The sequence below is a fragment of the Enterobacter genomosp. O genome, assembly GCF_001022965.1.
Lineage (GTDB): Bacteria > Pseudomonadota > Gammaproteobacteria > Enterobacterales > Enterobacteriaceae > Enterobacter > Enterobacter cloacae_L.
Genome location: NZ_LECZ01000026.1, coordinates 1 through 25,772, shown reverse-complemented (window position 1 = coordinate 25,772; position 25,772 = coordinate 1). Strand labels below are relative to the sequence as shown.

25 protein-coding genes are annotated in these 25,772 nt (G+C 54.4%); 8 read left to right on the top strand and 17 right to left on the bottom strand.

Going from position 1 to position 25,772, the window contains the following annotated elements:
- Window positions 1-6: 6 nt before the first annotated feature.
- The 12 genes from atpD to asnC all read right to left on the bottom strand — a co-directional run bounded on the left by atpD (window position 7) and on the right by asnC (window position 11,060).
- Window positions 7-1,389: a F0F1 ATP synthase subunit beta gene (gene atpD / locus ABR39_RS13905; RefSeq protein ID WP_006177559.1), complete on the bottom strand. Its 1,383-nt coding sequence runs from the start codon at window positions 1,387-1,389 to the stop codon at window positions 7-9.
- A 31-nt stretch (window positions 1,390-1,420) separates the two neighbouring features.
- Window positions 1,421-2,284 (bottom strand): F0F1 ATP synthase subunit gamma, encoded by an 864-nt coding sequence (gene atpG, locus ABR39_RS13900; RefSeq protein ID WP_008500191.1) that lies wholly within the window; start codon window positions 2,282-2,284, stop codon window positions 1,421-1,423.
- 51 nt (window positions 2,285-2,335) lie between these two features.
- Window positions 2,336-3,877, bottom strand: a complete 1,542-nt coding sequence (gene atpA / locus ABR39_RS13895) for a F0F1 ATP synthase subunit alpha (protein WP_003862367.1) — start codon at window positions 3,875-3,877, stop codon at window positions 2,336-2,338.
- Between the two features lie 12 nt (window positions 3,878-3,889).
- Window positions 3,890-4,423 carry a F0F1 ATP synthase subunit delta gene (gene atpH / locus ABR39_RS13890; protein ID WP_047347410.1) on the bottom strand — a complete coding sequence of 178 codons (534 nt, stop codon included), beginning with the start codon at window positions 4,421-4,423 and terminating at the stop codon, window positions 3,890-3,892.
- 14 nt (window positions 4,424-4,437) lie between these two features.
- Window positions 4,438-4,908 (bottom strand): F0F1 ATP synthase subunit B, encoded by a 471-nt coding sequence (gene atpF / locus ABR39_RS13885; RefSeq protein WP_014072436.1) that lies wholly within the window; start codon window positions 4,906-4,908, stop codon window positions 4,438-4,440.
- A gap of 48 nt (window positions 4,909-4,956) precedes the next feature.
- The gene (gene atpE / locus ABR39_RS13880; protein WP_000429386.1) at window positions 4,957-5,196 is read right to left on the bottom strand and encodes a F0F1 ATP synthase subunit C; all 240 of its coding nucleotides are present in this window, start codon (window positions 5,194-5,196) and stop codon (window positions 4,957-4,959) included.
- A gap of 49 nt (window positions 5,197-5,245) precedes the next feature.
- Entirely contained in the window at window positions 5,246-6,061 is an 816-nt protein-coding gene (gene atpB / locus ABR39_RS13875; protein WP_023309789.1) for a F0F1 ATP synthase subunit A, read from the bottom strand.
- An 8-nt stretch (window positions 6,062-6,069) separates the two neighbouring features.
- The gene (atpI, locus tag ABR39_RS13870) at window positions 6,070-6,450 is read right to left on the bottom strand and encodes a F0F1 ATP synthase subunit I (RefSeq protein WP_008500194.1); all 381 of its coding nucleotides are present in this window, start codon (window positions 6,448-6,450) and stop codon (window positions 6,070-6,072) included.
- Between the two features lie 616 nt (window positions 6,451-7,066).
- Window positions 7,067-7,690, bottom strand: coding sequence for a 16S rRNA (guanine(527)-N(7))-methyltransferase RsmG (gene rsmG, locus ABR39_RS13865; protein ID WP_047348154.1), 624 nt, complete (start codon window positions 7,688-7,690; stop codon window positions 7,067-7,069).
- Between the two features lie 107 nt (window positions 7,691-7,797).
- Complete coding sequence (gene mnmG, locus ABR39_RS13860; RefSeq protein ID WP_047347409.1) at window positions 7,798-9,687, bottom strand: tRNA uridine-5-carboxymethylaminomethyl(34) synthesis enzyme MnmG; 1,890 nt, start codon at window positions 9,685-9,687, stop codon at window positions 7,798-7,800.
- A gap of 374 nt (window positions 9,688-10,061) precedes the next feature.
- Window positions 10,062-10,511, bottom strand: coding sequence for an FMN-binding protein MioC (gene mioC, locus ABR39_RS13855; protein WP_047347408.1), 450 nt, complete (start codon window positions 10,509-10,511; stop codon window positions 10,062-10,064).
- 90 nt (window positions 10,512-10,601) lie between these two features.
- Window positions 10,602-11,060: a transcriptional regulator AsnC gene (asnC, locus tag ABR39_RS13850; protein WP_008500198.1), complete on the bottom strand. Its 459-nt coding sequence runs from the start codon at window positions 11,058-11,060 to the stop codon at window positions 10,602-10,604.
- A 151-nt stretch (window positions 11,061-11,211) separates the two neighbouring features.
- Between asnC and asnA the strand changes: the two genes are divergently transcribed.
- Window positions 11,212-12,204 (top strand): aspartate--ammonia ligase, encoded by a 993-nt coding sequence (gene asnA / locus ABR39_RS13845; RefSeq protein ID WP_047347407.1) that lies wholly within the window; start codon window positions 11,212-11,214, stop codon window positions 12,202-12,204.
- Here the strand turns inward: asnA and viaA are convergent, their stop codons facing one another.
- Together viaA and ravA are read right to left on the bottom strand one after the other, a co-directional pair.
- Window positions 12,205-13,656, bottom strand: coding sequence for an ATPase RavA stimulator ViaA (viaA, locus tag ABR39_RS13840; RefSeq protein ID WP_047347406.1), 1,452 nt, complete (start codon window positions 13,654-13,656; stop codon window positions 12,205-12,207).
- On the bottom strand, window positions 13,650-15,146 hold the full coding sequence (gene ravA, locus ABR39_RS13835; RefSeq protein WP_047347405.1) for an ATPase RavA: 1,497 nt from the start codon (window positions 15,144-15,146) through the stop codon (window positions 13,650-13,652). The genes viaA and ravA overlap by 7 nt, the downstream gene beginning before the upstream one ends.
- A gap of 222 nt (window positions 15,147-15,368) precedes the next feature.
- Here ravA and kup point away from each other — a divergent pair, with 222 nt between their 5' ends.
- From kup to rbsR, 7 genes are all read left to right on the top strand, one after another.
- Window positions 15,369-17,237: a low affinity potassium transporter Kup gene (gene kup, locus ABR39_RS13830; RefSeq protein ID WP_047347404.1), complete on the top strand. Its 1,869-nt coding sequence runs from the start codon at window positions 15,369-15,371 to the stop codon at window positions 17,235-17,237.
- Window positions 17,238-17,431: 194 nt separating this feature from the next.
- Window positions 17,432-17,851, top strand: a complete 420-nt coding sequence (gene rbsD, locus ABR39_RS13825) for a D-ribose pyranase (protein ID WP_047347403.1) — start codon at window positions 17,432-17,434, stop codon at window positions 17,849-17,851.
- 7 nt (window positions 17,852-17,858) lie between these two features.
- On the top strand, window positions 17,859-19,364 hold the full coding sequence (gene rbsA / locus ABR39_RS13820; protein WP_047347402.1) for a ribose ABC transporter ATP-binding protein RbsA: 1,506 nt from the start codon (window positions 17,859-17,861) through the stop codon (window positions 19,362-19,364).
- 4 nt (window positions 19,365-19,368) lie between these two features.
- Window positions 19,369-20,334 carry a ribose ABC transporter permease gene (gene rbsC / locus ABR39_RS13815; RefSeq protein WP_047347401.1) on the top strand — a complete coding sequence of 322 codons (966 nt, stop codon included), beginning with the start codon at window positions 19,369-19,371 and terminating at the stop codon, window positions 20,332-20,334.
- A gap of 27 nt (window positions 20,335-20,361) precedes the next feature.
- Entirely contained in the window at window positions 20,362-21,252 is an 891-nt protein-coding gene (gene rbsB, locus ABR39_RS13810) for a ribose ABC transporter substrate-binding protein RbsB (RefSeq protein WP_047347400.1), read from the top strand.
- A gap of 106 nt (window positions 21,253-21,358) precedes the next feature.
- Window positions 21,359-22,288 carry a ribokinase gene (gene rbsK / locus ABR39_RS13805; protein WP_047348153.1) on the top strand — a complete coding sequence of 310 codons (930 nt, stop codon included), beginning with the start codon at window positions 21,359-21,361 and terminating at the stop codon, window positions 22,286-22,288.
- A 3-nt stretch (window positions 22,289-22,291) separates the two neighbouring features.
- Window positions 22,292-23,284, top strand: a complete 993-nt coding sequence (rbsR, locus tag ABR39_RS13800; RefSeq protein WP_123156789.1) for a ribose operon transcriptional repressor RbsR — start codon at window positions 22,292-22,294, stop codon at window positions 23,282-23,284.
- On the opposite strand, the gene mdtD is transcribed toward rbsR, so the two are convergent.
- The 3 genes from mdtD to ABR39_RS26090 form a co-directional block, all read right to left on the bottom strand.
- Window positions 23,250-24,683: a multidrug transporter subunit MdtD gene (gene mdtD, locus ABR39_RS13795; protein WP_047347398.1), complete on the bottom strand. Its 1,434-nt coding sequence runs from the start codon at window positions 24,681-24,683 to the stop codon at window positions 23,250-23,252. The two genes, rbsR and mdtD, sit on opposite strands and share 35 nt — an antisense overlap.
- Complete coding sequence (locus ABR39_RS13790) at window positions 24,680-25,387, bottom strand: FadR/GntR family transcriptional regulator (RefSeq protein ID WP_047347397.1); 708 nt, start codon at window positions 25,385-25,387, stop codon at window positions 24,680-24,682. The genes mdtD and ABR39_RS13790 overlap by 4 nt, the downstream gene beginning before the upstream one ends.
- Window positions 25,388-25,557: 170 nt before the next feature.
- Window positions 25,558-25,772, bottom strand: a 215-nt coding sequence (locus ABR39_RS26090) for a hypothetical protein (RefSeq protein WP_131701696.1), incomplete at its 5' end; no start/stop codon positions are given.

Genomic DNA, 25,772 nt, shown 5'->3' with positions numbered 1-25,772 from the left:
AAGGCGTTAAAGTTTTTTGGCTTTTTCCACGGCTTCGTCGATGGAACCAACCATGTAGAACGCCTGCTCTGGCAGGTGATCGTATTCGCCTTCCATGATGCCTTTAAAGCCACGGATGGTGTCTTTCAGGGAAACGTATTTGCCCGGAGAACCGGTGAATACTTCCGCAACGAAGAACGGCTGGGACAGGAAGCGCTGGATCTTACGCGCACGTGCTACCACCAGTTTGTCTTCTTCAGACAGTTCATCCATACCCAGGATGGCGATGATGTCTTTCAGTTCCTGGTAACGCTGCAGCAGGGACTGTACGCCACGCGCGGTGTCGTAGTGTTCCTGACCAACAACCAGTGGATCCAGCTGACGGCTGGTGGAGTCCAGCGGGTCAACGGCCGGGTAGATACCCAGAGACGCGATCTGACGGCTCAGTACCACGGTTGCATCTAAGTGCGCAAAGGTGGTGGCTGGTGATGGGTCAGTCAAGTCATCCGCAGGTACGTATACCGCCTGAACGGAGGTGATAGAACCGGTTTTGGTAGAGGTGATACGTTCCTGAAGAACACCCATCTCTTCCGCCAGCGTAGGCTGGTAACCTACCGCTGAAGGCATACGACCCAGCAGTGCTGATACTTCAGTACCGGCCAGGGTGTAACGGTAGATGTTATCGACGAACAGCAGAACGTCACGGCCTTCATCACGGAACTTCTCAGCCATGGTCAGGCCGGTCAGCGCAACGCGCAGACGGTTTCCTGGTGGCTCGTTCATCTGACCGTAAACCAGGGATACTTTGTCCAGAACGTTGGAGTCAGTCATTTCGTGGTAGAAGTCGTTACCCTCACGAGTACGTTCACCCACGCCCGCAAACACGGAGTAACCGGAGTGCTCGATCGCGATGTTACGGATCAGCTCCATCATGTTTACGGTTTTACCTACGCCCGCACCACCGAACAGACCAACTTTACCGCCCTTCGCAAACGGACACATCAGGTCGATAACTTTGATACCGGTTTCCAGCAGTTCCTGAGAGCTGGACAGCTCTTCGTAGGAAGGTGCTGCGCGGTGGATAGCCCAACGCTCTTCTTCACCGATGTCGCCTTTCATGTCGATTGGTTGACCCAATACGTTCATGATACGACCCAGTGTTGCTTTACCTACCGGGACTTCGATCGGGTGCTCAAGGTCTTTTACTTCCAGACCACGACGCAGACCGTCGGAAGAACCCATCGCGATGGTACGCACGATACCGCCGCCGAGCTGCTGCTGAACTTCCAGCACCAGGCTCTCGTTACCATTCTGTACCTCAAGCGCGTCGTACACGCGTGGTACGGCGTCCTGAGGGAACTCGACGTCCACCACGGCGCCGATTACCTGGACAATCTTTCCAGTAGCCATCTTGAATCCTCTACGTAATTCGTAAACCTGGTTAAACCGCGGCGGCCCCCGAGACGATCTCGGTGAGTTCCTGAGTAATGCTGGCCTGACGAGCTTTGTTGTAAACCAACTGCAGCTCTTTAATCAGGCTGCCGCCATTATCGGTCGCGGCTTTCATCGCCACCATTCGTGCGGCCTGCTCGCTGGCCAGGTTTTCTACAACGCCCTGATAAACCTGTGATTCAACGTAACGACGCAGCAGGGTATCCAGCAGCGGTTTCGGATCGGGTTCATACAGGTAATCCCAGGCTTTTTGTTTCAGCTCGTCATCTTCTGATGCCGGTAACGGCAGCATCTGAGTGAGCGTTGGAACCTGAGACATGGTGTTAATGAATTTGTTGCTGACAACGTACAGTCTGTCCAGACGGCCTTCATCATAAGCCTGCAACATCACTTTAACCGGGCCGATCAGTTCGGACAGGGACGGGTTATCACCCATACCGGTCACCTGAGCGACAATGTTGCCACCCACGGAGTTAAAGAAAGACACGCCCTTAGAGCCGATCATTGCGATATCGCACTGAACGCCTTTCTCGGACCATGCTTTCATATCCGCCAGCAGTTTTTTGAACAGGTTAATGTTCAAGCCGCCACACAGACCACGGTCGGTCGACACCACCAGGTAGCCCACGCGCTTAACGTCGCGTTCTTCCAGGTAAGGGTGCTTATATTCCAGATTACCGTTCGCAAGGTGACCAATCACTTTGCGCATGGTTTCTGCATAAGGACGGCTGGCCGCCATGCGATCCTGCGATTTACGCATTTTGGAAGCGGCGACCATCTCCATCGCTTTAGTGATCTTTTGCGTGTTCTGGACGCTTGCGATCTTACTACGTATCTCTTTTGCGCCGGCCATGAGCTTCTCCTCAATGCCAGGCGGCTTGTCCTGAGACAAGCCGCCGGACGATTACCAGGATTGGGTTGCTTTGAAGGAATCGAGGATAGCTTTCAGCTTGCCTTCGATTTCGTCGTTATAGCCACCGGTCTGGTTGATCTCTTGCATCAGCGGAGCGTGATCACGGTCGACGTAAGCCAGCAGAGCGGCTTCGAAGCTACCGATTTTCGCCAGTTCCACATCTTCGAGGTAACCGCGTTCAGCCGCGAACAGCACCAGGCCCTGCTGAGCAACAGACATTGGAGCGTACTGTTTCTGCTTCAGCAGCTCGGTCACTTTCTGACCGTGGCTCAGCTGTTTACGGGTTGCTTCGTCCAGATCGGATGCGAACTGAGAGAACGCAGCCAGTTCACGATACTGTGCCAGCGCGGTACGGATACCACCGGACAGTTTCTTGATGATCTTGGTCTGAGCAGCACCACCAACACGGGATACGGAGATACCTGGGTTAACTGCCGGACGAATACCGGAGTTAAACAGGTTGGTTTCCAGGAAGATCTGACCATCGGTAATGGAGATTACGTTGGTCGGAACGAACGCAGAAACGTCACCCGCCTGGGTTTCAATGATCGGCAGAGCGGTCAGAGAGCCCGTTTTACCCTTCACTTCACCTTTGGTGAAGTTCTCGACGTATTCCGCGTTAACGCGGGAAGCACGCTCCAGCAGACGAGAGTGGAGGTAGAATACGTCGCCAGGGAACGCTTCACGTCCAGGTGGACGACGGAGCAGCAGGGAAACCTGACGATAAGCAACAGCCTGTTTAGACAGGTCATCGTATACGATCAGCGCATCTTCACCGCGGTCACGGAAGTATTCGCCCATTGCGCAACCTGCGTATGGTGCCAAGTATTGCAGTGCAGCAGATTCAGAAGCAGTTGCTACCACAACGATGGTGTTAGACAGTGCACCGTGCTCTTCCAGTTTACGAACCACGTTAGAAATGGTGGACGCTTTCTGGCCGATGGCCACGTACACACATTTGATACCGGAGTCACGCTGGTTGATGATGGCGTCGATAGCCATTGCGGTTTTACCGGTCTGACGGTCACCGATGATCAGTTCACGCTGACCACGACCGATTGGGATCATGGCATCAACGGACTTATAACCTGTCTGAACAGGCTGATCTACGGACTGACGGTCGATAACGCCTGGTGCGATAACTTCGATTGGGGAGAAGCCATCGTGCTCAACCGGACCTTTACCGTCGATTGGCGCACCCAGGGTGTTAACAACGCGACCCAGCAGGCCACGGCCAACCGGCACTTCCAGAATACGGCCAGTACACTTAACCTTCATGCCTTCGGCGAGGTCAGCGTATGGACCCATAACAACTGCACCTACGGAGTCGCGCTCCAGGTTCAGTGCGATAGCGTAACGGTTACCCGGCAGGGAAATCATCTCACCCTGCATACAATCGGCCAGGCCGTGGATGCGGATAACACCGTCACTTACAGAAACAATAGTACCTTCGTTGTGAGCTTCACTCACAACATTGAACTGAGCAATGCGCTGCTTGATCAGTTCGCTGATTTCGGTGGAATTCAGTTGCATGCTCCAGTCCCCTTAAGACTGCAAGACGTCTGCAAGGCGTTCAAGACGGCCGCGTACGCTACCATCAATGACCATATCACCCGAACGGATGATTACGCCTGCCATTACAGACTTATCGATTTTGCAATTCAGCTTAACTTTGCGTGACAGACGTTTTTCCATCGCGGCGGTGATTTTCGCAAGCTGTTCATTACTCAGTTCAGTCGCAGAAGTCACTTCGACTTCGGCAGTAGCTTCACTCAGCGCACGTAAGTGCTCAAACTGCTCGAGAACATCCGGGAGCACACGGAGACGACCATTTTCAGCCATGACCTTAATCAGGTTCTGGCCATTGGCATCCAGTTGCTCTCCGCACACGGCGATAAACGACGCGGCGAGGGTATCAGGCGCTAAAGCACCAGACAGCAACTCGGCCATTTGTTCGTTTTTCGTCACCTCAGCGGCAAACGCCAGCATATCCTGCCAGCGATCGACATTTTGGTGTTCGACAGCAAAGTCAAAAGCTGCTTTGGCGTAGGGGCGAGCTACCGTAACAAATTCAGACATCAGCCCCTCCCTCCTTACAGTTCAGCGACAAGTTTGTCCACGATGTCGCTGTTAGCAGCTTCATCCACGGAACGTTCGATGATCTTCTCGGCGCCAGCAACAGCCAGAATCGCAACCTGCTTACGCAGTTCTTCGCGAGCACGTTTACGCTCGGCATCAATTTCAGCCTGAGCTTGTGTCACGATCTTAGTACGTTCCTGTTCTGCTTCAGCTTTGGCTTCGTCCAGGATCTGCGAACGGCGTTTGTTAGCCTGTTCGATGATAACCTGAGCTTCCGCTTTCGCTTTTTTCAGCTGGTCTGTCGCGTTGGCCTGTGCAAGGTCCAAATCTTTCTTAGCGCGTTCTGCAGAAGCCAGACCGTCAGCAATTTCTTTCTGACGTTTTTCGATGGCAGCCATTAAAGGCGGCCATACATACTTCATGCAGAACCAGACAAAGAGAATAAACGCGATGGCCTGGCCGAGGATTGTTGCGTTCATGTTCACAGCACAATACCTCTTTAATTTCTGTGGCTTAGGGTTTTAAAACTACTACTACGCGACAGCAAACATCACGTACAGACCCAGACCTACAGCGATCATTGGGATAGCATCCACCAGACCCATAACGATAAAGAACTGAGTACGCAGCAGAGGAATCAGATCAGGTTGACGCGCTGCGCCTTCCAGGAATTTGCCCCCGAGGATGCCGATACCGATCGCAGCACCGATAGCCGCCAGACCCATCATCACAGCGGCAGCCATGTACAGCAGATCCATATTCAGGTTTTCCATGACAGTCTCCAGTTTGTTTCAATTAAAACGTAGTAGTGTTGGTAAAAAATCAGTGCTCTTCAGACGCCATCGACAGATAGACGATCGTCAGAACCATGAAGATAAAGGCTTGCAGCGTAATGATCAGGATGTGGAAAATGGCCCATGGCACATTCAGAATCCACTGTGACCACCACGGCAGAAGACCCGCGATCAGAATGAAAATCAGCTCACCCGCATACATGTTGCCGAACAGTCGCAGACCCAGTGAAACAGGTTTGGACAGCAGGCTAACGCCTTCCAGGATCAAGTTGACCGGAATAAACGCCCAGTGGTTGAACGGCTGCAAGGTAAGCTCTTTCACAAAGCCGCTTACGCCTTTCATTTTGATGCTGTAGAAAAGAATCAGGATAAACACGCCCAGGGCCATCGACAGGGTGATGTTCACGTCAGCAGACGGTACAACACGCAGCGCAGGCAGGCCGAAGATGTGCTCGCCGATAAACGGCAGCAGATCGATTGGCAGCAGGTCCATCAGGTTCATCAGGAAGACCCAAACGAACACGGTCAGGGCCAGCGGAGCAATCAGCTTGCTCTTACCATGGTACATGTCTTTGACGCTGCCATGGACGAAGCCGATGATCATTTCGATGAAGGTCTGGAATTTCCCTGGTACACCGCTGGTCGCTCTTTTAGCAACACCGCGGAACATGGCCAGGAACAGAAGACCCAAAACCACCGAGAAGAACATGGAGTCGATGTTGATCGTCCAGAAGGTGGCCGGGGGGTTATGTGGATCCACCAGCGAGAATGTACGCAGGTCCAGCTGAAGGTTATTCAGATGGTGACCTATGTAATCCTGCGGCGTCATATTTTCTGAAGCCATGATGCCTTTTACCCTTTGTTATTGATTACAGCTGGAGCCAGAACTTGTACCACCAGCACCAAAACCCACGTTGCTATCAGCGGCATGAAGACCACTTTCAAAACCGCCAGCGCCATCACCAGTAGAGCAAAGGTCAGCAACACCTTACACACTTCGCCGAGGGCGAAGGACCAGGCCACGCGGCCTTTGGCGGGTGTATGCGCCTGATGACGCCAGGCAAAAATCATAAACAACACGTTTGGCAGCACAACCGCCAAACCCCCGCACACGGCGGAGATGCCCCAGAAGGGGTCTTTGAGGCTAAACAGCAGTCCACTTGCTATCACAGCCAGAAACTGAATGAACAGAAGCTTACGAGCAACGTTTCTACTCAAGAGCGACACAGACATCACGTTTTTACTCCTGCTCCCTTCGAGGTATGCCGCGTGTCGTATAAAACGTCCTTTAAGGCTCAGAGTCAAGCATCAAAAAGCGGTCAAATTATACGGTGCGCACCCGTGATTTCAAACATTAAGTAGCGAAAAGGTGAATAAATGTTTAAATATTTTTCCCCACCGCTATTTTTTAACTTTCGCTGAAAGCGCAAACCTTCGACCAAAACTGCAAACAGCGCGAAAACGTTGACGATAAAGCGTGCACGAGATCACAAAACACACATTTGCGATAAGGTTGTATTTATCAAAGACGCAAATCGCATAATTTTATCTTTATGAAATTAAACGCAAAACGTCGTAACTATTTTCAAAACAGCCCGGTACACAATAAAAACCTTTTATTGACATTCTTAATAAATAATTAACATTGCATTCTGGTTGCTGCATCCCACTTTTAGCAGACTTATATTTTCACAGATGACTATCTTCACGGTAAATAACAGGCGCTACGTTAACCGTAAGAAAAACCTTAGTGAAAAAGAGGTTAAAAGCTCACCGGTAAAACCCCGGTAGTTGTGCTGTTTTTTAACATGGTAAGAACAGCACAAATTCCACATTTTTTATTAAATTTTTAAAAATTGTTTGGCTTAATTATCACCAGATGACGTTCCCCATCGAGCTGAGGAATGTTTAATTTCTCGATGGATTCAACAACAAAACCGTCCGGAAGCTGTTCAATTTCATCGCCTGGCAGCTGCCCTTTCAGCGCATAAAAGCGGCCATTCTCTGCGGGTAAATGCTTACACCAGCTCACCATATCATTGAGTGAAGCAAACGCGCGGCTGATAACACCGTCAAACGGCGGCTCCGCCGGGAACTCCTCTACCCTGCTCTGCACGGGCGTGATGTTCTCAAGCTTCAGCTCATGCTGCACCTGACGTAAAAAGCGTACGCGCTTGCCAAGGCTGTCCAGCAGCGTGAAATGACTCTCAGGGCGAACAATCGACAGCGGAACGCCCGGCAGACCAGGGCCCGTCCCCACGTCGATAAAACGCTCACCTTTCAGATACGGCGCAACCACGATGCTATCGAGAATATGGCGAATCAGCATCTCGTTGGGGTCGCGTACCGACGTCAGGTTGTACGCTTTGTTCCATTTGTTCAGCATATCGACATAGGCCACCAGCTGATTTTTCTGGTGATCGGTGAGCGAAATACCTGCCTGATCCAGCAGACGAGAGAGTTTATTGAGCACGGTGGGTACCTGTTTAGAGATTTTTCGCCCGATGGCGCTGCCGCTTACCGGGCCTACGAATAAGTAGGGCGGGTCAGCGAAGCGCCACCCGCCAAAAACAATGTCAATTACGCGCTGCGGCGCAACATACCTTGCTTTTTCAGCCAAACCAGCAGGATCGAAATCGCCGCTGGGGTAACGCCCGAGATGCGGGACGCCTGGCCGATCGACACCGGTTTATGATCGTTAAGCTTGGCGATTACTTCATTGGAAAGGCCCGTTACCTGACGGTAGTCCAGCAGTTCCGGCAGCAGCGTGTTTTCGTTGCGCTGCTGTTTTTCAATCTCATCCTGCTGACGCGCGATGTAGCCTTCGTATTTCACCTGGATCTCAACCTGCTCTGCCGCTTCAGCGTCTTCCAGGCCCGGCGCGAATGCGCTCAGTTTCACCAGATTCTCGTAGGTAACTTCAGGACGACGCAGCAAATCTTCACCGCTGGCTTCACGCGAGAGCGGTGCAGTCAAGTGAGCGTTCACTTCAGCTGCGGTTTCCGCCTGTGGATTCACCCATGTCGTTTTCAGGCGCTGACGTTCCTGTTCAATACGCTCCAGCTTCTCGTTGAAGCGCGCCCAGCGCTCGTCATCAACCAGACCCAGCTCACGCCCCATTTCGGTCAGGCGCAGGTCGGCGTTATCTTCGCGCAGCATCAGGCGATATTCCGCGCGAGAGGTAAACATGCGGTACGGTTCTTTGGTCCCCAGGGTGCAGAGGTCATCAACCAGCACGCCCAGATACGCCTGAGAACGGCCTGGTGCCCAGCCCTCTTTCTCGGCTGAGAAACGTGCGGCGTTCAGACCGGCAAGCAGGCCCTGTGCAGCCGCTTCTTCGTAACCGGTGGTGCCGTTAATCTGACCCGCGAAGAACAGACCGTGGATGAATTTGCACTCGAGGGTCGGCTTCAGGTCACGCGGATCGAAGAAATCGTACTCAATAGCGTAGCCAGGGCGAACGATTTTCGCATTCTCCATCCCCTGCATTGAGCGAACTATTTGCATCTGCACGTCGAACGGCAGGCTGGTGGAGATACCGTTCGGGTAAATTTCGTTGGACGTCAGCCCTTCCGGCTCCAGGAAGATCTGGTGCTGGTTACGATCGGCAAAGCGCATAACTTTGTCTTCGATCGACGGACAGTAGCGTGGTCCGATCCCTTCGATCACCCCTGCGTACATTGGGCTACGATCGAGGTTATTGCGGATCACGTCATGGGTTTTCTCGTTGGTGTGCGTGATGTAGCACGGCACCTGCTGCGGATGCTGCGCCGCATTGCCCATAAACGAGAAGACCGGCATTGGGTTATCGCCGTGCTGTTGCGCCAGCACGCTGAAATCAATGGTGCGCGCATCAATACGCGGAGGCGTGCCTGTTTTCAGGCGGCTAACGCGCAGCGGCAGTTCGCGCAGACGGCGAGACAGTGGAATAGACGGCGGATCGCCAGCGCGGCCACCGCTGTAGTTATCCAGACCGATATGAATTTTTCCGTCCAGGAATGTCCCGACGGTCAGCACAACTGCTTTTGCGCGGAACTTGAGACCCATCTGGGTCACGGCACCCACGACGCGATCGTTCTCGACGATAAGATCTTCAACAGCCTGCTGGAAGATCATCAGGTTCGGCTGGTTCTCCAGCGCAGTGCGCACAGCCTGGCGGTAAAGCACGCGGTCTGCCTGTGCACGGGTCGCACGAACAGCAGGCCCTTTACTCGCGTTTAGTATCCTAAACTGGATGCCTGCATGATCGATCGCTTTCGCCATCAGGCCGCCAAGTGCATCCACTTCTTTTACCAGGTGTCCTTTCCCAATGCCGCCAATCGCCGGATTACAGGACATTTGTCCCAGCGTGTCGATATTGTGTGTCAAAAGCAGGGTCTGCTGACCCATACGCGCTGCGGCCATTGCGGCCTCAGTGCCTGCATGACCCCCGCCAATGATGATGACGTCAAAAGGATCCTGATAAAACATGGTGGTCTGCCTCGCGTAAAGCGGTATGAAAATGGATTGAAGCCCGGGCCGTGGATTCTACTCAACTTTAGTCTTTCGAGAAAGCATTGGGATCCTGGGCTATTAAAAAGAAGATCTTTTTATTTAGAGATCTGTTCTATTGTGATCTCTTATTAGGATCGCGAACCTGTGTGGATAAGTCCGATCTCATAAAGAAGATCATACGGTTAGAAAGGATCGTTTGCTGTGAATGATCGGTGATCCTGGACAGTATAAGCTGGGATCAGATCGCGACTTTATGCACAGGGCAAAAACTAAACAACAGTTGTTCTTTGGATAACTACGGGTTAATACGAGCTTTTAACCAGAGTTATCCACATCCGTTCGCGCGATCTTTAATCGTTTTTGAGTAAATTTTTCCATTCCGCGACCCAGATCTCGGCCGGATCCTCCGGAATGTCATGATCGAGGATGTTGATCTTGAGCGTTTCACCCAGCTGTTTTGCTCCGCAAGAGGTGACAGCGGCTTCGACTTTCTCTATTGCCCCGCAAAAAGTGTCATATTCGCGGCTGCCGATCCCCACTGCGCCAAAACGGACGTTTGACAGGTCGGGCTGCTGTTCCAGCAGTTCGTCGTATAAAGGTTGCAGATTATCCGGCAGATCGCCCGCGCCGTGCGTGGAGGTGATCAGCAGCCAGACCCCGTCAGTCGGGAGATCTTCAAGCAACGGGCCGTGCAGGGTTTGTGTGGAAAAGCCCGCATCTTCCAGCTTTTCAGCCAGATGTTCCGCTACGTATTCCGCACCGCCAAGGGTGCTGCCGCTGATAAGGGTAATGTCCGCCATTGATCGCTCGTCCAGATAAAGAGATGGCCATTGTACGCTGTGAACGAGCTGGGATCTACCTGTGGAAAATGTGGGAATGAATTTGCCCGATCACGGGCGGATGGTACGCATGATCGGGTTTTGCAGGGAGATCAGCGTCTCGGTGGACTGAATTTCATCGATTGTTTGGATCTTGTTGATAAGTACCTGCTGGAGTGCGTCGATGGATCGGCACATGACCTTAATAAAGATGCTGTAGTGCCCGGTGGTGTAGTACGCCTCGGTGACTTCATCCAGCGCGTTTAGCTTCGCCAGGGCGGAAGGGTAGTCTTTTGCGCTTTTTAGAATGATGCCGATGAAGCAGCAGACGTCGTAACCCAGCTGCTTAGGGCTGACGTCAATGCGTGCACCGGTAATGATCCCCGCCTGCTTCATCTTCTCTACGCGAACGTGAATGGTTCCCGGGCTGACGCCAAACTGTTTCGCCAGTTCGGCGTAGGCGGTACGGGCATTGGCCATTAACGCCTCCAGAATGCCGCGGTCGAGATTGTCGATCTGATAATTTTCCATAGCTTTTTCTTATGAAGATTAATGAATCACTCTATTCTAGCGCCTAATTTTATCGAATCAAAAGTGAAGGCGGCTTTTTGTTGATGGGTTATTGAATCAGGTGCCATTTCTGTTGCTTAATCAATACCAACAGGACGCAGGAGTATAAATAATGAAAACCGCTTACATCGCAAAACAACGCCAGATCAGTTTCGTTAAATCCCATTTTTCCCGCCAGCTGGAAGACAAGCTGGGTCTGATTGAAGTTCAGGCACCTATTCTCAGCCGCGTGGGTGATGGGACGCAGGATAACCTCTCTGGATGCGAAAAAGCGGTACAGGTAAAAGTGAAAACATTGCCAGACGCCCAGTTCGAAGTGGTTCACTCCCTTGCGAAATGGAAGCGTCAAACCCTGGGACAACACGACTTCAGCGCGGGCGAAGGGCTCTACACGCACATGAAAGCTCTTCGCCCCGACGAAGACCGCCTGTCTCCGATTCACTCCGTTTACGTTGACCAGTGGGACTGGGAGCGCGTAATGGGGGATGGCGAGCGTCACGTGGGTACGCTGAAAGCTACCGTTGAGGCGATTTACGCCGGGATCAAAGCTACCGAAGCGGCAGTAAGCAAAGAGTTTGGTCTGGCACCGTTCCTGCCGGAATCGATCCACTTTGTGCACAGCCAGGAGCTGCTGAGCCGTTTCCCGGATCTGGATGCCAAAGGTCGTGAACGTGCGATCGCCAAAGAGCTGGGGGCAGTGTTCCTGATGGGTATCGGCGGCAAGCTGTCTGATGGCAAACGCCACGACGTTCGTGCACCGGATTATGATGACTGGAGCACGCTGGGCGAGCGCGACTATGCCGGTCTGAACGGCGATATTCTGGTCTGGAACCCGGTACTGGAAGACGCATTCGAACTTTCTTCTATGGGGATCCGCGTGGATGCTGACGCGCTGAAGCGCCAGCTGGCGGTCACCGGCGATGAAGATCGTCTCAAACTAGAGTGGCACCAGGCGCTGCTGCGCGGGGAAATGCCGCAGACCATCGGCGGCGGTATCGGCCAGTCCCGACTGACCATGCTGCTGCTTCAGCTGCCGCATATCGGCCAGGTTCAGTGTGGTGTCTGGCCGCAGCAGGTGCGCGAAAGCGTTGGCTCTCTTTTGTAATTAACGCTGCCAGCGTCTGAGCAGGCGGCTACGCAACCCGGTATCAAAGCGCCAGATATGATCGAAGATGCGCATGATGCCGGGTTTTCCATGGGCGGACATCGCCACCGCATGGAAACGGTGCTGATGCACCCGCTGCAGCTCCTTCACTTTATTTACTACGTCATCCGGCAGCCGCTGGGCAATAAAATCAGAAATCACCACCGCATCAGCGTCGTACCAGTCTCCCCCCTGCATCCGCTCAACGATGCTGCGAAAACAGCTGGCCAGATCGGTACCGCCGCGAAAACGCTGGCTTAAAAAGCGGATCGCCTGTTCGAGCCCCTGCTGGTTGGTTAGCTCATAGCCCACTACCTCGCTGGAGAAAAGCATGATATAGCAGCGACGGCGATCGGCGAGCGCCACGCGCATCAGCGCCAGGCAGAACGCCTTTGCACACTGTTCGTTAAACCCGCCCATCGATCCGGACGTATCCACGCAAACAATGAATGGCCCACGCGGCTGTTCATCAAAATCCTGATGAATAACCGGCCGCTGGCTGAGCTTCTCGCGCCAGGCTTCGCCGTGCAGCCGGTAGGTGAGGAGCTGCTTTTCCACCAGTCGACGGTAAAACTCATATTCCAGCTCGGTCATCCCGAGCGTGCTCAGCTCCGTGGGCAGAAGGCGCAAAATGTCATCGCTCTGCTGGAGCCCGTCGACCTGTTCGGGCACGGTAGCCGGTTCGCGCACCAGGGTGCGGAAGGTTTCCATTGGGGCATCTTTCTTTGGGACCGACTTTGCCTCCCTTGATCGCCCCAATTGTTCTGCAAGCTTCATCAGCTCGGGCTGCTGCGCCAGAAAATCGCCGTACTTGACGATCAGCTGATAATCCCCGCGGCGAAGCTGGCCGGCGCTCATGTCCCAGAGACGCCCTGCGGCGTTCTCATTTTCCACCAGCACCTGTTCGAGCTGGCCGCTTAAGGTCATGCGCTCCTGAACTTCACTGAGCAGCTGTTCGCGCTCTTCATCCAGCAGCTGCTGGTTTAGCGTCGTGGCCTGAACCACCAGGCTCAGGCGCCAGCGCTGTAGAAATAGGGTATGCAATGCGGGGGTAAACGTGGCGTTATCCGTGACCAGCGCCCGGGCCTGGCTGGCAAACGGAGAGTGGACCTTGTCGAGCAGCGTCAGGGTTTGCGGAAGCTGGACGATAAACTGCGAGGTGGAGAGCCGCTGGCACTGCTGATAGCAGGCCACCTCTTCCGTTAACTCTGGCGGAACCTCGGTCTCTTTGAACCGCTGGCGCAGATTTTCCCGCCAGCGCGGCAGATCGTCCGTCATCGCTTTTTTAAGCTTCGGGAATTTTTCAAAGAAGGCTGCCAGCTGCGGCGAAGCCAGAAGGGTTATGACCACCTCTTCGATCAACCCTTCCTCGCTGACGGCCAGCATAACGTTAAGTGTATCCAGGGTTAGCATTGACGCGCCTGTTTAATCTGTGCGCTTACATCCTGCAGGCTGGCTTCGATGCGACCTAACCAGTCGCTATGAATAAAGAGGCATTTTTGCTGCTCGCTAAAGCGGGTGTGCTGCTGGTGCCATTCTGTGTCCAGCGCTTCCAGCTGCTGCTTAATCACTTCGGGAACGCTGTCGGAAGCGGTTCCCGGCAGAGCAAGACGCGAGCCCTGCAGGCTTACGTCGCGGATCACCAGGTGCTGGCTGCTGTCCACTTCCATATTCAGCGGCTGCGCAAAACCGATGCCGTTGAGCTTTCCACGGATCTCACCGCCTTTATCCAGCCACTGCGCCAGTGCCTCGCGCTCAATGGAAACGTGCACCACCTGCATATCATGAAGTTTGAGCGGTTGCTGGAGCAACAGCGTCAGCGTCGGACTGGTCAGTTCAGCGGGTAATTCATAGTGCGGTTTGCGGGCGAACATTCCCCCGAGGCGATTCACTTTCAGCGCGGTTTTATCGCTTTGCTGCTGCTGGAGCTGAATGCGCCGCTGGGCAATCGCCCCCAGCTGGTTGAGCATCGCCTGCTGCCCCCAGGCGTGTCCGGTCATCAAAACATCAAGCTGCTGCTGCATCAGGTTCATGCCTTCCGCGTCGTGCCAGAGGCAATCTTTCAGCAGGATCAGATCGATTGGCGCTACGGCATCGCGCCCGCTGAACAGGGCGCTGGCCTGCAGCAGGCGGATCGCCTTTTTCCAGCGGCGATCGGAGACATAGGGCGCGGAAGGCAGCAGATCGAGCTGCTGGCGCAGCTGATAGATCAGCTCGAAGACCGCGTCCGGCAATTTGATTTTGCCAATATCCTGCTGCCACTGGTGATACTCCTCATCCGTGACCTGCAGCGAAGCGGATACCGGGTTTTCACTTTCATCCTGCTGGCTGACCAGCATAGAGCGGAAGTTGGATTTATCCTGTACTTTGTCCAGCCACAGGCGGATCAGCATGCGGTCATACAGCGCTTCCAGGCTGCTGTCGGCTTCAGGCAGTTCGTTTGACGCGGCCACCAGCAGGCGCATCGGGATTTTCTCTTCGCTGGCGCCGTTGCGGAAGCGCCGTTCGTTTATCGCCGTGAGCAGGGTGTTCAGAATAGCCGGCCCCGCTTTCCAGATCTCATCGAGAAAAACAATCTCTGCCTCAGGCAAATACCCCGCCGTCAAACGCTCATAGCGCCCTTCGTCTTTCAGCGCCTGAATAGAGAGCGGGCCAAAAACTTCTTCCGGGGTAGAAAACCGGGTCATGAGGTATTCGAAGGCGCGGGCGTTCTGAAACGCAAACTTTAACCTGCGGGCAATCAGGCTTTTGGCAATGCCCGGTGGGCCCAGCAAAAATACGCTTTCACCGCTCAACGCCGCCAGTAAACAGAGGCGAATGGCGTGGCTACGCTCGAAAAGGCCTTTCTCCAGCGCGCTGCTGAGGCGGGAAATTCTTTCTGCTAATAAATGTGAGTGAGCCATAATAGTTTTGCATCCTTTCGCCGTCGTGGCGGCCAATTGAAGCGAGTATAGACGTTTCAGTCAGGGCTGGTAATAGACTGAAGTGCGGCGCAATTTTCTTTGCGCTACATTAATGCGGTTGCATTTAGGGGTACGATTTTGCAATGAATCGTGCATACTGTGCGCTTTTTGTGGGCCAAGGGACTAGGCACACATTTGTTATTTAAACGAAAAGACTAGTCTATGAGCACTGATAATAAGCAATCATTACCCGCAATAACGCTTGCGGCGATCGGGGTTGTCTACGGTGATATCGGCACCAGCCCGCTTTATACGCTTCGTGAATGTCTGTCCGGCCAGTTTGGCTTTGGTGTTGAACGTGACGCCGTATTTGGCTTCCTGTCACTCATCTTCTGGCTGCTGATCCTGGTGGTTTCCGTTAAATATCTCTCTTTCGTGATGCGTGCTGATAACGCGGGCGAAGGCGGTATCCTGACCCTGATGTCCCTGGCAGGACGCAATACCTCAGCCAGAATGACGTCCGTGCTGGTCATTATCGGCCTGATTGGCGGCAGCTTCTTCTACGGGGAAGTGGTGATAACGCCTGCTATTTCGGTGCTCTCGGCGATAGAGGGGCTGGAGATTATTGCCCCGCAGCTTGATTCCTGGGTTGTTCCTCTGGCCATTATTGTCCTGACGCTGCTGTTTATGATCCAGAAGCACGGTACTGGGCTGGTGGGCAAACTGTTTGCACCGATTATGCTGGCCTGGTTCCTGATCCTCGCGGCGCTTGGTTTGCGCAGCATTATCGCGAACCCGGAAGTGCTCCACGCGCTGAACCCTTACTGGGCAGTGCATTTCTTCCTTGAGTACAAAGTGGTTTCCTTCGTGGCGCTGGGTGCGGTCGTGCTCTCCATCACCGGGGTTGAAGCGCTGTATGCTGATATGGGCCACTTCGGGAAACTGCCTATCCGCGTGGCATGGTTTATTGTGGTGCTGCCGTCGCTGGTGCTGAATTACTTTGGTCAGGGCGCGCTGTTGCTCAAAAGCCCGGAAGCGATTAAGAACCCGTTCTTCCTGCTGGCGCCTGACTGGGCGCTGGTGCCGATGCTGATTCTGGCAACGCTGGCGACCGTTATTGCCTCCCAGGCGGTGATTTCCGGCGTGTTCTCTCTGACGCGCCAGGCCGTGCGTCTGGGTTACCTCTCACCGATGCGCATCATCCATACCTCAGAGATGGAGTCGGGCCAGATCTACATCCCGTTCATTAACTGGCTGCTCTATTTCGCTGTTGTCATTGTTATCGTCAGCTTCGAGCACTCCAGCAACCTGGCGGCGGCGTACGGCATTGCGGTAACCGGTACGATGGTGCTGACATCGCTTCTCTCCACCACGGTGGCGTACCGAAACTGGCACTGGAATAAATTCCTCGTGGCGATGATTCTGGTGGGCTTCCTGTGCATCGACGTGCCGCTGTTCTCGGCGAACCTCGACAAGATTGTCTCCGGGGGCTGGCTGCCGCTGACGCTGGGTCTGGTGATGTTTATCGTCATGACCACATGGAAAAGCGAGCGTTTCCGCCTGCTGCGCCGCATGCATGAGCACGGTAATTCTCTCGAGGCGATGATCGCTTCTCTGGAGAAATCACCACCGGTCCGCGTGCCCGGCACCGCGGTGTATATGTCTCGTGCCCTGAACGTGATCCCGTTTGCGCTGATGCATAACCTCAAGCACAACAAGGTCCTGCATGAACGCGTCATTCTGCTGACGCTGCGCACCGAAGATGCGCCGTATGTTCACAACGTGCGCCGCGTGCAAATCGAGCAGCTGTCGCCGACATTCTGGCGCGTGGTGGCGAGCTACGGCTGGCGTGAAACGCCGAACGTGGAAGAGGTGTTCCACCGCTGCGGCCTGGAAGGGCTGAGCTGCCGGATGATGGAGACGTCATTCTTTATGTCCCACGAGTCGCTGATTATCGGCAAGCGCCCGTGGTATCTGCGCCTGCGCGGCAAGCTGTACCTTATCCTGCAGCGTAACGCCCTGCGCGCGCCTGATCAGTTTGAGATCCCGCCTAACCGCGTGATTGAGCTGGGGACGCAGGTCGAGATTTAAGCTCCTTAATATGCCGGGTGGCGCTTCGCTTACCCGGCCTACTCATACTCAATATCCCCGCCTAAATTTACTCTGCATTTCACTTAGCGAAACGTTTCGACGTCGATCACAAATCTGTTACGTCATGATGGTTTTCTGAACATTCTTGAGATTAAACTGACATCAGCGAAACGTTTCGCTAGTGGAGCAAGAAAATGAAGAAAGGCACGGTACTCAACTCAGAAATCTCATCGGTTATTTCCCGTCTTGGGCATACCGATACGCTGGTGGTTTGCGATGCAGGCTTACCGGTTCCGCGCAGCACAGCCCGTATCGATATGGCGTTAACGCAGGGCGTACCCTCGTTTATGCAGGTACTGGACGTGGTGACCGCGGAGATGCAGGTTGAGGCGGCCATTCTCGCAGCGGAAATCAAACAACATAATCCGCAACTCCACGAAACGTTGCTCAGCCACCTTGAGCAGCTGCAACAACACCAGGGAAACACCATAGAAATTCGTTACACAACGCACGAACAATTCAAACAACAAACCGCAGACAGTCAGGCGGTGATTCGCAGCGGGGAGTGTTCCCCGTATGCGAATATTATTCTCTGTGCTGGCGTCACCTTCTGAGGCCATCATGGACGCATTACTGCAACTCAAAGGGATCGATAAGTCGTTCCCGGGCGTAAAAGCCCTCTCCGGTGCGGCGCTGAACGTCTACTCCGGGCGCGTGATGGCGCTGGTGGGTGAGAACGGCGCCGGCAAATCCACCATGATGAAAGTGCTGACCGGTATCTATCAACGCGATGCCGGCTCACTCGTCTGGCTGGGTAAAGAGACCACCTTCAACGGCCCGAAATCTTCTCAGGAAGCCGGTATTGGCATTATCCACCAGGAGCTGAACCTGATCCCGCAGCTTACCATTGCGGAGAACATCTTCCTCGGCCGCGAGTTCGTAAACCGGTTCGGCAAAATTGACTGGAAAACCATGTATGCCGAAGCGGACAAGCTGCTGGCGAAGCTGAACCTGCGCTTTAAGAGCGACCGCCTGGTCGGCGATCTCTCGATTGGCGATCAGCAGATGGTGGAAATCGCGAAGGTGCTAAGCTTTGAGTCGAAGGTCATCATTATGGATGAACCGACTGACGCCCTGACCGATACCGAAACCGAATCCCTGTTCCGCGTCATCCGCGAGCTGAAATCGCAGGGGCGCGGGATTGTCTATATCTCTCACCGCATGAAAGAGATCTTCGAAATTTGCGACGACGTCACCGTCTTCCGCGACGGGCAGTTTATTGCCGAGCGTGAAGTGGCCACGCTGACCGAAGATACGCTTATCGAAATGATGGTGGGGCGTAAGCTTGAAGATCAATACCCGCACCTGGACAAAGCGCCGGGCGATATCCGCCTGAAGGTGGACAATCTCTGCGGTCCGGGCGTGAACGACGTGACCTTTACCCTGCGCCAGGGCGAGATCCTGGGTGTGGCGGGCCTGATGGGCGCCGGCCGTACCGAGCTGATGAAGGTGCTTTACGGTGCGCTGCCGCGATCCAGCGGGTATGTCACCCTCGACGGTCATGAAGTGGTGACTCGCTCGCCGCAGGATGGCCTGGCGAACGGCATCGTCTATATCTCCGAAGACCGCAAGCGCGACGGCTTAGTGCTGGGGATGTCGGTAAAAGAGAACATGTCGCTTACGGCGCTGCGCTATTTCAGCCGCAGCGGCGGGAGCCTGAAGCATAAAGATGAGCAGCAGGCGGTCAGCGATTTTATCCGTCTCTTTAACGTCAAAACCCCGTCGATGGAGCAGGCGATTGGCCTGTTGTCCGGTGGTAATCAGCAGAAAGTGGCCATTGCGCGCGGGCTGATGACGCGCCCGAAAGTCCTGATCCTCGACGAGCCAACACGCGGCGTAGACGTGGGCGCGAAGAAAGAGATCTATCAGCTGATTAACCAGTTCAAGGCCGACGGCCTGAGCATCATTCTGGTCTCTTCCGAGATGCCAGAAGTATTAGGCATGAGCGATCGCATTATCGTCATGCATGAAGGGCATCTCGGCGGTGAATTCACTCGCGAGCAGGCCACCCAGGAAGTTCTGATGGCTGCCGCTGTGGGCAAGCTTAATCGCGTGAATCAGGAGTAAGAAGATGACTACCCAGGCTGTTTCTGGTCGCCGCTATTTCACAAAGGCATGGCTGATGGAACAAAAATCGCTGATTGCCCTGCTGGTGCTGATCGCGATTGTGTCGACCATGAGCCCGAATTTTTTCACCGTTAATAACCTGTTCAACATCCTGCAGCAGACGTCCGTGAACGCCATTATGGCGGTCGGGATGACGCTGGTGATTCTGACCTCAGGGATCGATCTGTCCGTCGGTTCCCTGCTGGCGCTCACCGGTGCGATCGCCGCTTCCCTTGTCGGAGTTGAAGTCAACGCGCTGGTGGCAGTGGCTGCAGCGCTGGCTGCTGGGGCAGCAATCGGTGCCGTGACCGGCGTGATTGTAGCGAAAGGCCGCGTTCAGGCGTTCATCGCAACGCTGGTGATGATGCTGTTGCTGCGCGGTGTGACCATGGTTTATACCAACGGCAGCCCGGTGAACACGGGCTTTACCGACAACGCCGATCTGTTTGGCTGGTTCGGTATCGGTCGTCCGCTGGGTGTCCCTACGCCGGTCTGGATCATGGCTATCGTCTTCCTGGCGGCGTGGTACATGCTGCATCACACCCGTCTGGGTCGTTATATCTATGCGCTGGGCGGTAACGAAGCGGCAACGCGACTGTCCGGGATTAGCGTTAATAAAGTCAAAATTATCGTTTACTCGCTGTGCGGTCTGCTGGCGTCTCTGGCGGGCATTATCGAAGTGGCGCGCCTCTCCTCCGCGCAGCCAACGGCGGGTACGGGTTATGAGCTGGATGCCATTGCGGCAGTGGTTCTGGGCGGTACGAGCCTTGCGGGCGGTAAAGGTCGCATTGTTGGGACATTGATCGGCGCACTGATTCTCGGTTTCCTGAATAATGGTTTGAATTTGTTAGGTGTTTCCTCCTATTACCAGATGATCGTTAAGGCAGTGGTGATTTTGCTGGCGGTACTGGTAGACAACAAAAAACAGTAACTGACGACACTACAGGACATCTTAGATATGAACATGAAAAAACTGGCTACCCTGGTTTCTGCTGTCGCGCTGAGCGCAACCGTAAGTGCTAACGCCATGGCGAAAGACACCATCGCGCTGGTTGTCTCTACCCTGAACAACCCGTTCTTCGTCTCCCTGAAGGACGGTGCGCAGAAAGAAGCGGACAAGCTGGGCTACAACCTGGTGGTACTGGATTCACAGAACAACCCGGCGAAAGAGCTGGCTAACGTTCAGGACTTAACCGTTCGTGGTACCAAAATTCTGCTGATCAACCCAACCGACTCTGACGCCGTCGGTAACGCCGTTAAAATGGCAAACCAGGCGAAGATCCCGGTAATCACCCTGGACCGTCAGGCAACGAAAGGCGAAGTCGTGAGCCACATTGCGTCTGATAACGTGCTGGGCGGCAAAATCGCCGGTGATTACATCGCGAAGAAAGCAGGCGAAGGCGCGAAAGTTATCGAACTGCAGGGGATTGCCGGTACGTCTGCAGCCCGCGAGCGTGGCGAAGGCTTCCAGCAGGCTGTGGCGGCGCACAAATTCAACGTGCTGGCGAGCCAGCCAGCAGACTTCGACCGTACTAAAGGTCTGAACGTCATGCAGAACCTGCTGACCGCACACCCTGACGTGCAGGCTGTGTTCGCGCAGAACGACGAAATGGCGCTGGGCGCGCTGCGTGCCCTGCAGACTGCAGGTAAATCTGATGTGATGGTTGTCGGATTTGACGGCACGCCGGATGGTGAAAAAGCGGTAAATGATGGCAAACTGGCTGCGACCATCGCTCAGCTGCCTGAGCAGATTGGCGCGACTGGCGTGCAAACTGCCGACAAAGTGCTGAAGGGCGAAAAAGTTCAGGCCAAATACCCTGTTGACCTGAAGTTGGTTATTAAGCAGTAAAAGGCGATTCAGGCAGTCGCTGGCTGCCTGAGGGACACCAATAAAGAAAAGTGTGGCATACGCCACCGGGTAACACCGGTGGCGCTCTCAGATGGACAACCCAACCATGAAAACCGCAGGCAACCTCGTCGTCCTTGGCAGTATCAATGCCGATCACATTCTTAACCTTGAATCGTTCCCGACGCCGGGCGAAACCGTCACGGGTAACCAGTATCAGGTGGCCTTCGGCGGTAAAGGTGCCAACCAGGCCGTCGCAGCCGGGCGCAGCGGGGCGAATATCGCGTTTATCGCCTGCACGGGGGATGACGATACCGGTGAGCGAGTGCGCAAACAGCTCGCCAGCGATAACATTGATATCGCACCGGTCAGCGTTGTTTCAGGGGAATCGACCGGCGTTGCGCTGATTTTCGTCAATGCGGAAGGTGAGAATGTCATCGGTATTCATGCAGGCGCCAACGCCGCATTAACCACCGAACGTGTTGAAGCGCAGCGTGAGTGTATTGCGAATGCCGAAGCGCTACTGATGCAGCTGGAATCGCCGGTCGAAAGCGTGCTGGCCGCCGCCAAAATTGCGCATCAAAATCATACCACCGTCGTACTTAATCCTGCGCCTGCCCGTGTATTATCAGACGAATTGCTGGCGCTGGTGGACATCATCACGCCTAACGAAACCGAAGCAGAAAAGCTGACGGGCATTCGTGTTGAAAATGATGACGACGCGGCGCGTGCGGCAAAAGCGCTGCACGATAAAGGCATCGATACCGTGATTATCACCCTGGGCAGCCGTGGGGTGTGGGCAAGCGTAAACGGTGAAGGCCGTCGCGTGCCGGGCTTTAAGGTGAAGGCGATTGATACCATCGCGGCGGGAGATACCTTCAATGGTGCTCTGGTGACCGCGCTGCTGGAAGGCAAGAGAATGGATGATGCGATCCGCTTCGCGCACGCTGCCGCGGCGATTGCGGTGACGCGCAAAGGTGCCCAGCCTTCCGTTCCGTGGCGTAAAGAGATCGATGAATTCTTAAGTCAGCAGGGGTAACGCTTGGCCACAATGAAAGATGTCGCCCGCCTGGCGGGTGTTTCTACCTCGACAGTCTCTCACGTGATTAATAACGACCGCTTCGTCAGCGAGGCGATTCGGGAGAAGGTCGAAGCGGCAGTTAAAGATCTCAACTATGCGCCGTCGGCGCTGGCGCGCAGCCTCAAGCTGAACCAGACGCGTACCATCGGCATGCTCATCACCGCCAGTACCAACCCCTTTTATTCTGAGCTGGTTCGTGGCGTAGAGCGCAGCTGCTTCGAGCGTGGCTACAGCCTGGTGCTGTGCAATACCGAAGGGGACGAGCAGCGCATGAACCGTAACCTGGAAACGCTGATGCAAAAACGCGTCGACGGGTTACTGCTGCTCTGCACCGAAACGCATCAGCCCTCAAAAGAGATTATTCAGCGCTATCCTTCTATTCCTACGGTGATGATGGACTGGGCGCCCTTCGACGGCACCAGCGATCTTATTCAGGATAACTCCCTGCTGGGTGGGGACATGGCAACCCAGTATCTGATTGATAAAGGCCATACCCGCATCGCCTGTATTACCGGTCCGCTCGATAAAACCCCCGCGCGTTTGCGTCTGGAGGGATATCTGTCGGCGATGGCGCGGGCGGGGCTTGCCATTCCAGAAGGCTACCGAATCACCGGCGATTTCGAATTTAACGGTGGCTTCGAGGCAATGCAGACACTGCTGGCGCAAGCGCAGCGCCCGCAGGCGGTCTTTATCGGTAACGATGCGATGGCGTTTGGTGCCTATCAGGCGTTGTACCAGGCAGGCCTGCGCGTGCCGGACGATATGGCGGTGATCGGATACGATGATATTGAGCTGGCAAGCTACATGACGCCGCCGCTGACCACCATCCATCAGCCGAAGGATGAACTGGGCGAGCTGGCCATCGATGTACTGATTCACCGTATGGCGCAGCCCACGCTTCAGCAGCAACGTCTGCAGCTTACTCCTGTTCTGATGGAACGGGGTTCGGTTTAGCCTTTGCTTTGTGGCGTTCTTTGATCAGGTTGCGCCCATCTTTCGGTTTTAACAGCATAAAGACCAGCGCCGAAACCACGGTGAGCGCACCCATGGTAATAAAGGTATAGTGGAACTGCTCAACGGTATTCGCGCTGTCAAAGCCTTCATAAAAACGCAGCACCGCTGCACTTACTGCAACTCCTAAACTGATCGACAGCTGCTGCGTTACTGCCAGCACGCTGTTGCCGCTACTGGCATTCTCGTCAGTCAGATCGGCGAGGGTGATGGTGTTCATTGATGTGAACTGCGTCGACATCGCCATGCCCAGAACAAACAACGGCAGGATCAGCATCCAGACGGGAAGCGAGGCGGATTGCAGCGAGAATTGCGCAATCATCAAACCGATAAAGACCGTCACGCCAACCAGCGTCTTACGATAGCCAAACCAGCGCAGTACTTGCGTAACGGTTGATTTGGCCAGAATTGAGCCCATTGCCGTGGGCGCCATCATGCAGCCAGCTATCAGGGCCGGATAGCCGAAACCCACCTGCAGCATCAACGGCATCAGGAACGGTACGCAACCCGTCCCCAGACGTGACGCAATGTTGCCCGCAATCCCGACTGAAAACGTTCGGGTGTTAAATAGCCCGAGGGAGATTAACGGCGTCGGGTGACGGCGCGCGTGACGTATATAAAGAAGGAACAGCAGAATTCCGCTGAGGATGACGGACAGGGCCAGCCATGTCGCCACGATTTTCTCACCGAACAATTCCATCCCGCTGGAGAACAGAACCAGGCTCAGGCCAAACAGGAAAAAGCCGCCCATGTCGAAGCTGCGCCTTGGCGTGGTGAAGTTCGGCATATATTTGCGGGCGTATAGAAGCCCCGCAACGCCAATCGGAATATTAATCAGGAAGATCCAGTGCCAGCTTGCCCAGGTGACAAACACGCCACCGAGTACCGGGCCGAGTATCGGGCCGACCAGACCCGGCATAGTGACGAAGTTAAGCACGGGAAGCAGTTCGCTTCTGGGGTAGGCTCGCAGCAATGCAAGACGCGCCACGGGCATCATCATCGCGCCGCCAATGCCCTGTAATACGCGGAAGATTACCAGCTCCGTCAGGGATGAAGAGAGCGCACAGGCCAGCGAACCGAGCGTAAAGAGCGTCACGGCCAGCATGAAAACTCTGCGGGTGCCGAAGCGGTCGGCCAGCCAGCCGCTGACCGGGATTAACATCGCGACCGTCAGGGTATAGCTGATAATGGCGGACTGCATTGCCAGCGGGGAGCGGTTAAGGCTTTGCGCAATAGCGGGAAGCGCTGTGTTGAGGATGGTGGCATCCAGTGCCTGCATAAAAAACGCCATGGCTGCAATCCACGGCAATCCGGCCATGCTGCGCGCTTTTTTCGTTGTCATTTATTTACCTGCTGGTGGTTTGGTGCGGCCAGCAATGCCTGGCACGCATTCAGGGCTCGCTGCCCGTCGCTTTCCTGAATCGCATCCACTATCGCCTGATGCAAATCCAGTTTTACCACTTCGTCTTGTGTAATAGAGGTAAAGTAGGTGTGGTACACCGAATGGAATAAAGAGGCAAAAGAGGTGAGGAACGGGTTGGCGCTCATCATATAGATATGTTCATGCCAGGCCATATCGACTTCAACCCAGCGTTCACGGTTGAAGTGTTTTTTCAGGAACACCATCTCTTCCATCAACGCGTTAAGCTGCGCTTTCTGCTCTGCCGTACCAAGCGTGGCGGCGAGAAGACATGCCTGTGGTTCAAGGCTGCTGCGCATTACCAGAAAGTGATCGACGACCTGATGAAAGTTATCTTCCGTCATCCACCAGGAGAGCAGCTCCTGATCGAGAAAATTCCAGTTACTTTGGGGCATCACGCGTGTGCCAATACGAGGACGTGGAAGCACCATACCTTTTGCCGTTAGGGTTTTGACCGCTTCGCGCACGGCGGTACGGCTCACCCCAAACTGCTCACCCAGCTCCATTTCACCCGGCAGGATGCTGCCCGGGGCATATTTACCCGCTAAAATTCGCTGAGCCAGCTTTTCTGCCAGCACATACGACAGGTTTTTTTGGGCGGCCAGCTGTTGTGCGCTTAATGGCATCGCTTTTATTCCTTAATGATTCATGCTGATAATTATGCCATCTCGTATGTGATTGTGGTTGCAGATACATCAAATAGAACAATTTGTAGCTTGATTTCACCGCTATTGGTGAAAAAAAACACGGATAGAAACTTTTTTTAAATTTCCTCTTGTCACACCGGAATAACTCCCTATAATGCGCCTCCACTGACACGGAACAACGGCACACACGCCGCCGGGTCAGCAGAGAAAAGCGAAAATAAACGCTTGACTCTGAAGCGGGAAAGCGTAATATGCACACCCCGCGCCGCAGCGAAAAGCGAAGCGGCACTGCTCTTTAACAATTTATCAGACAATCTGTGTGGGCACTCAAAGTGACATGGATTCTTAATGTCTTCGGACAATA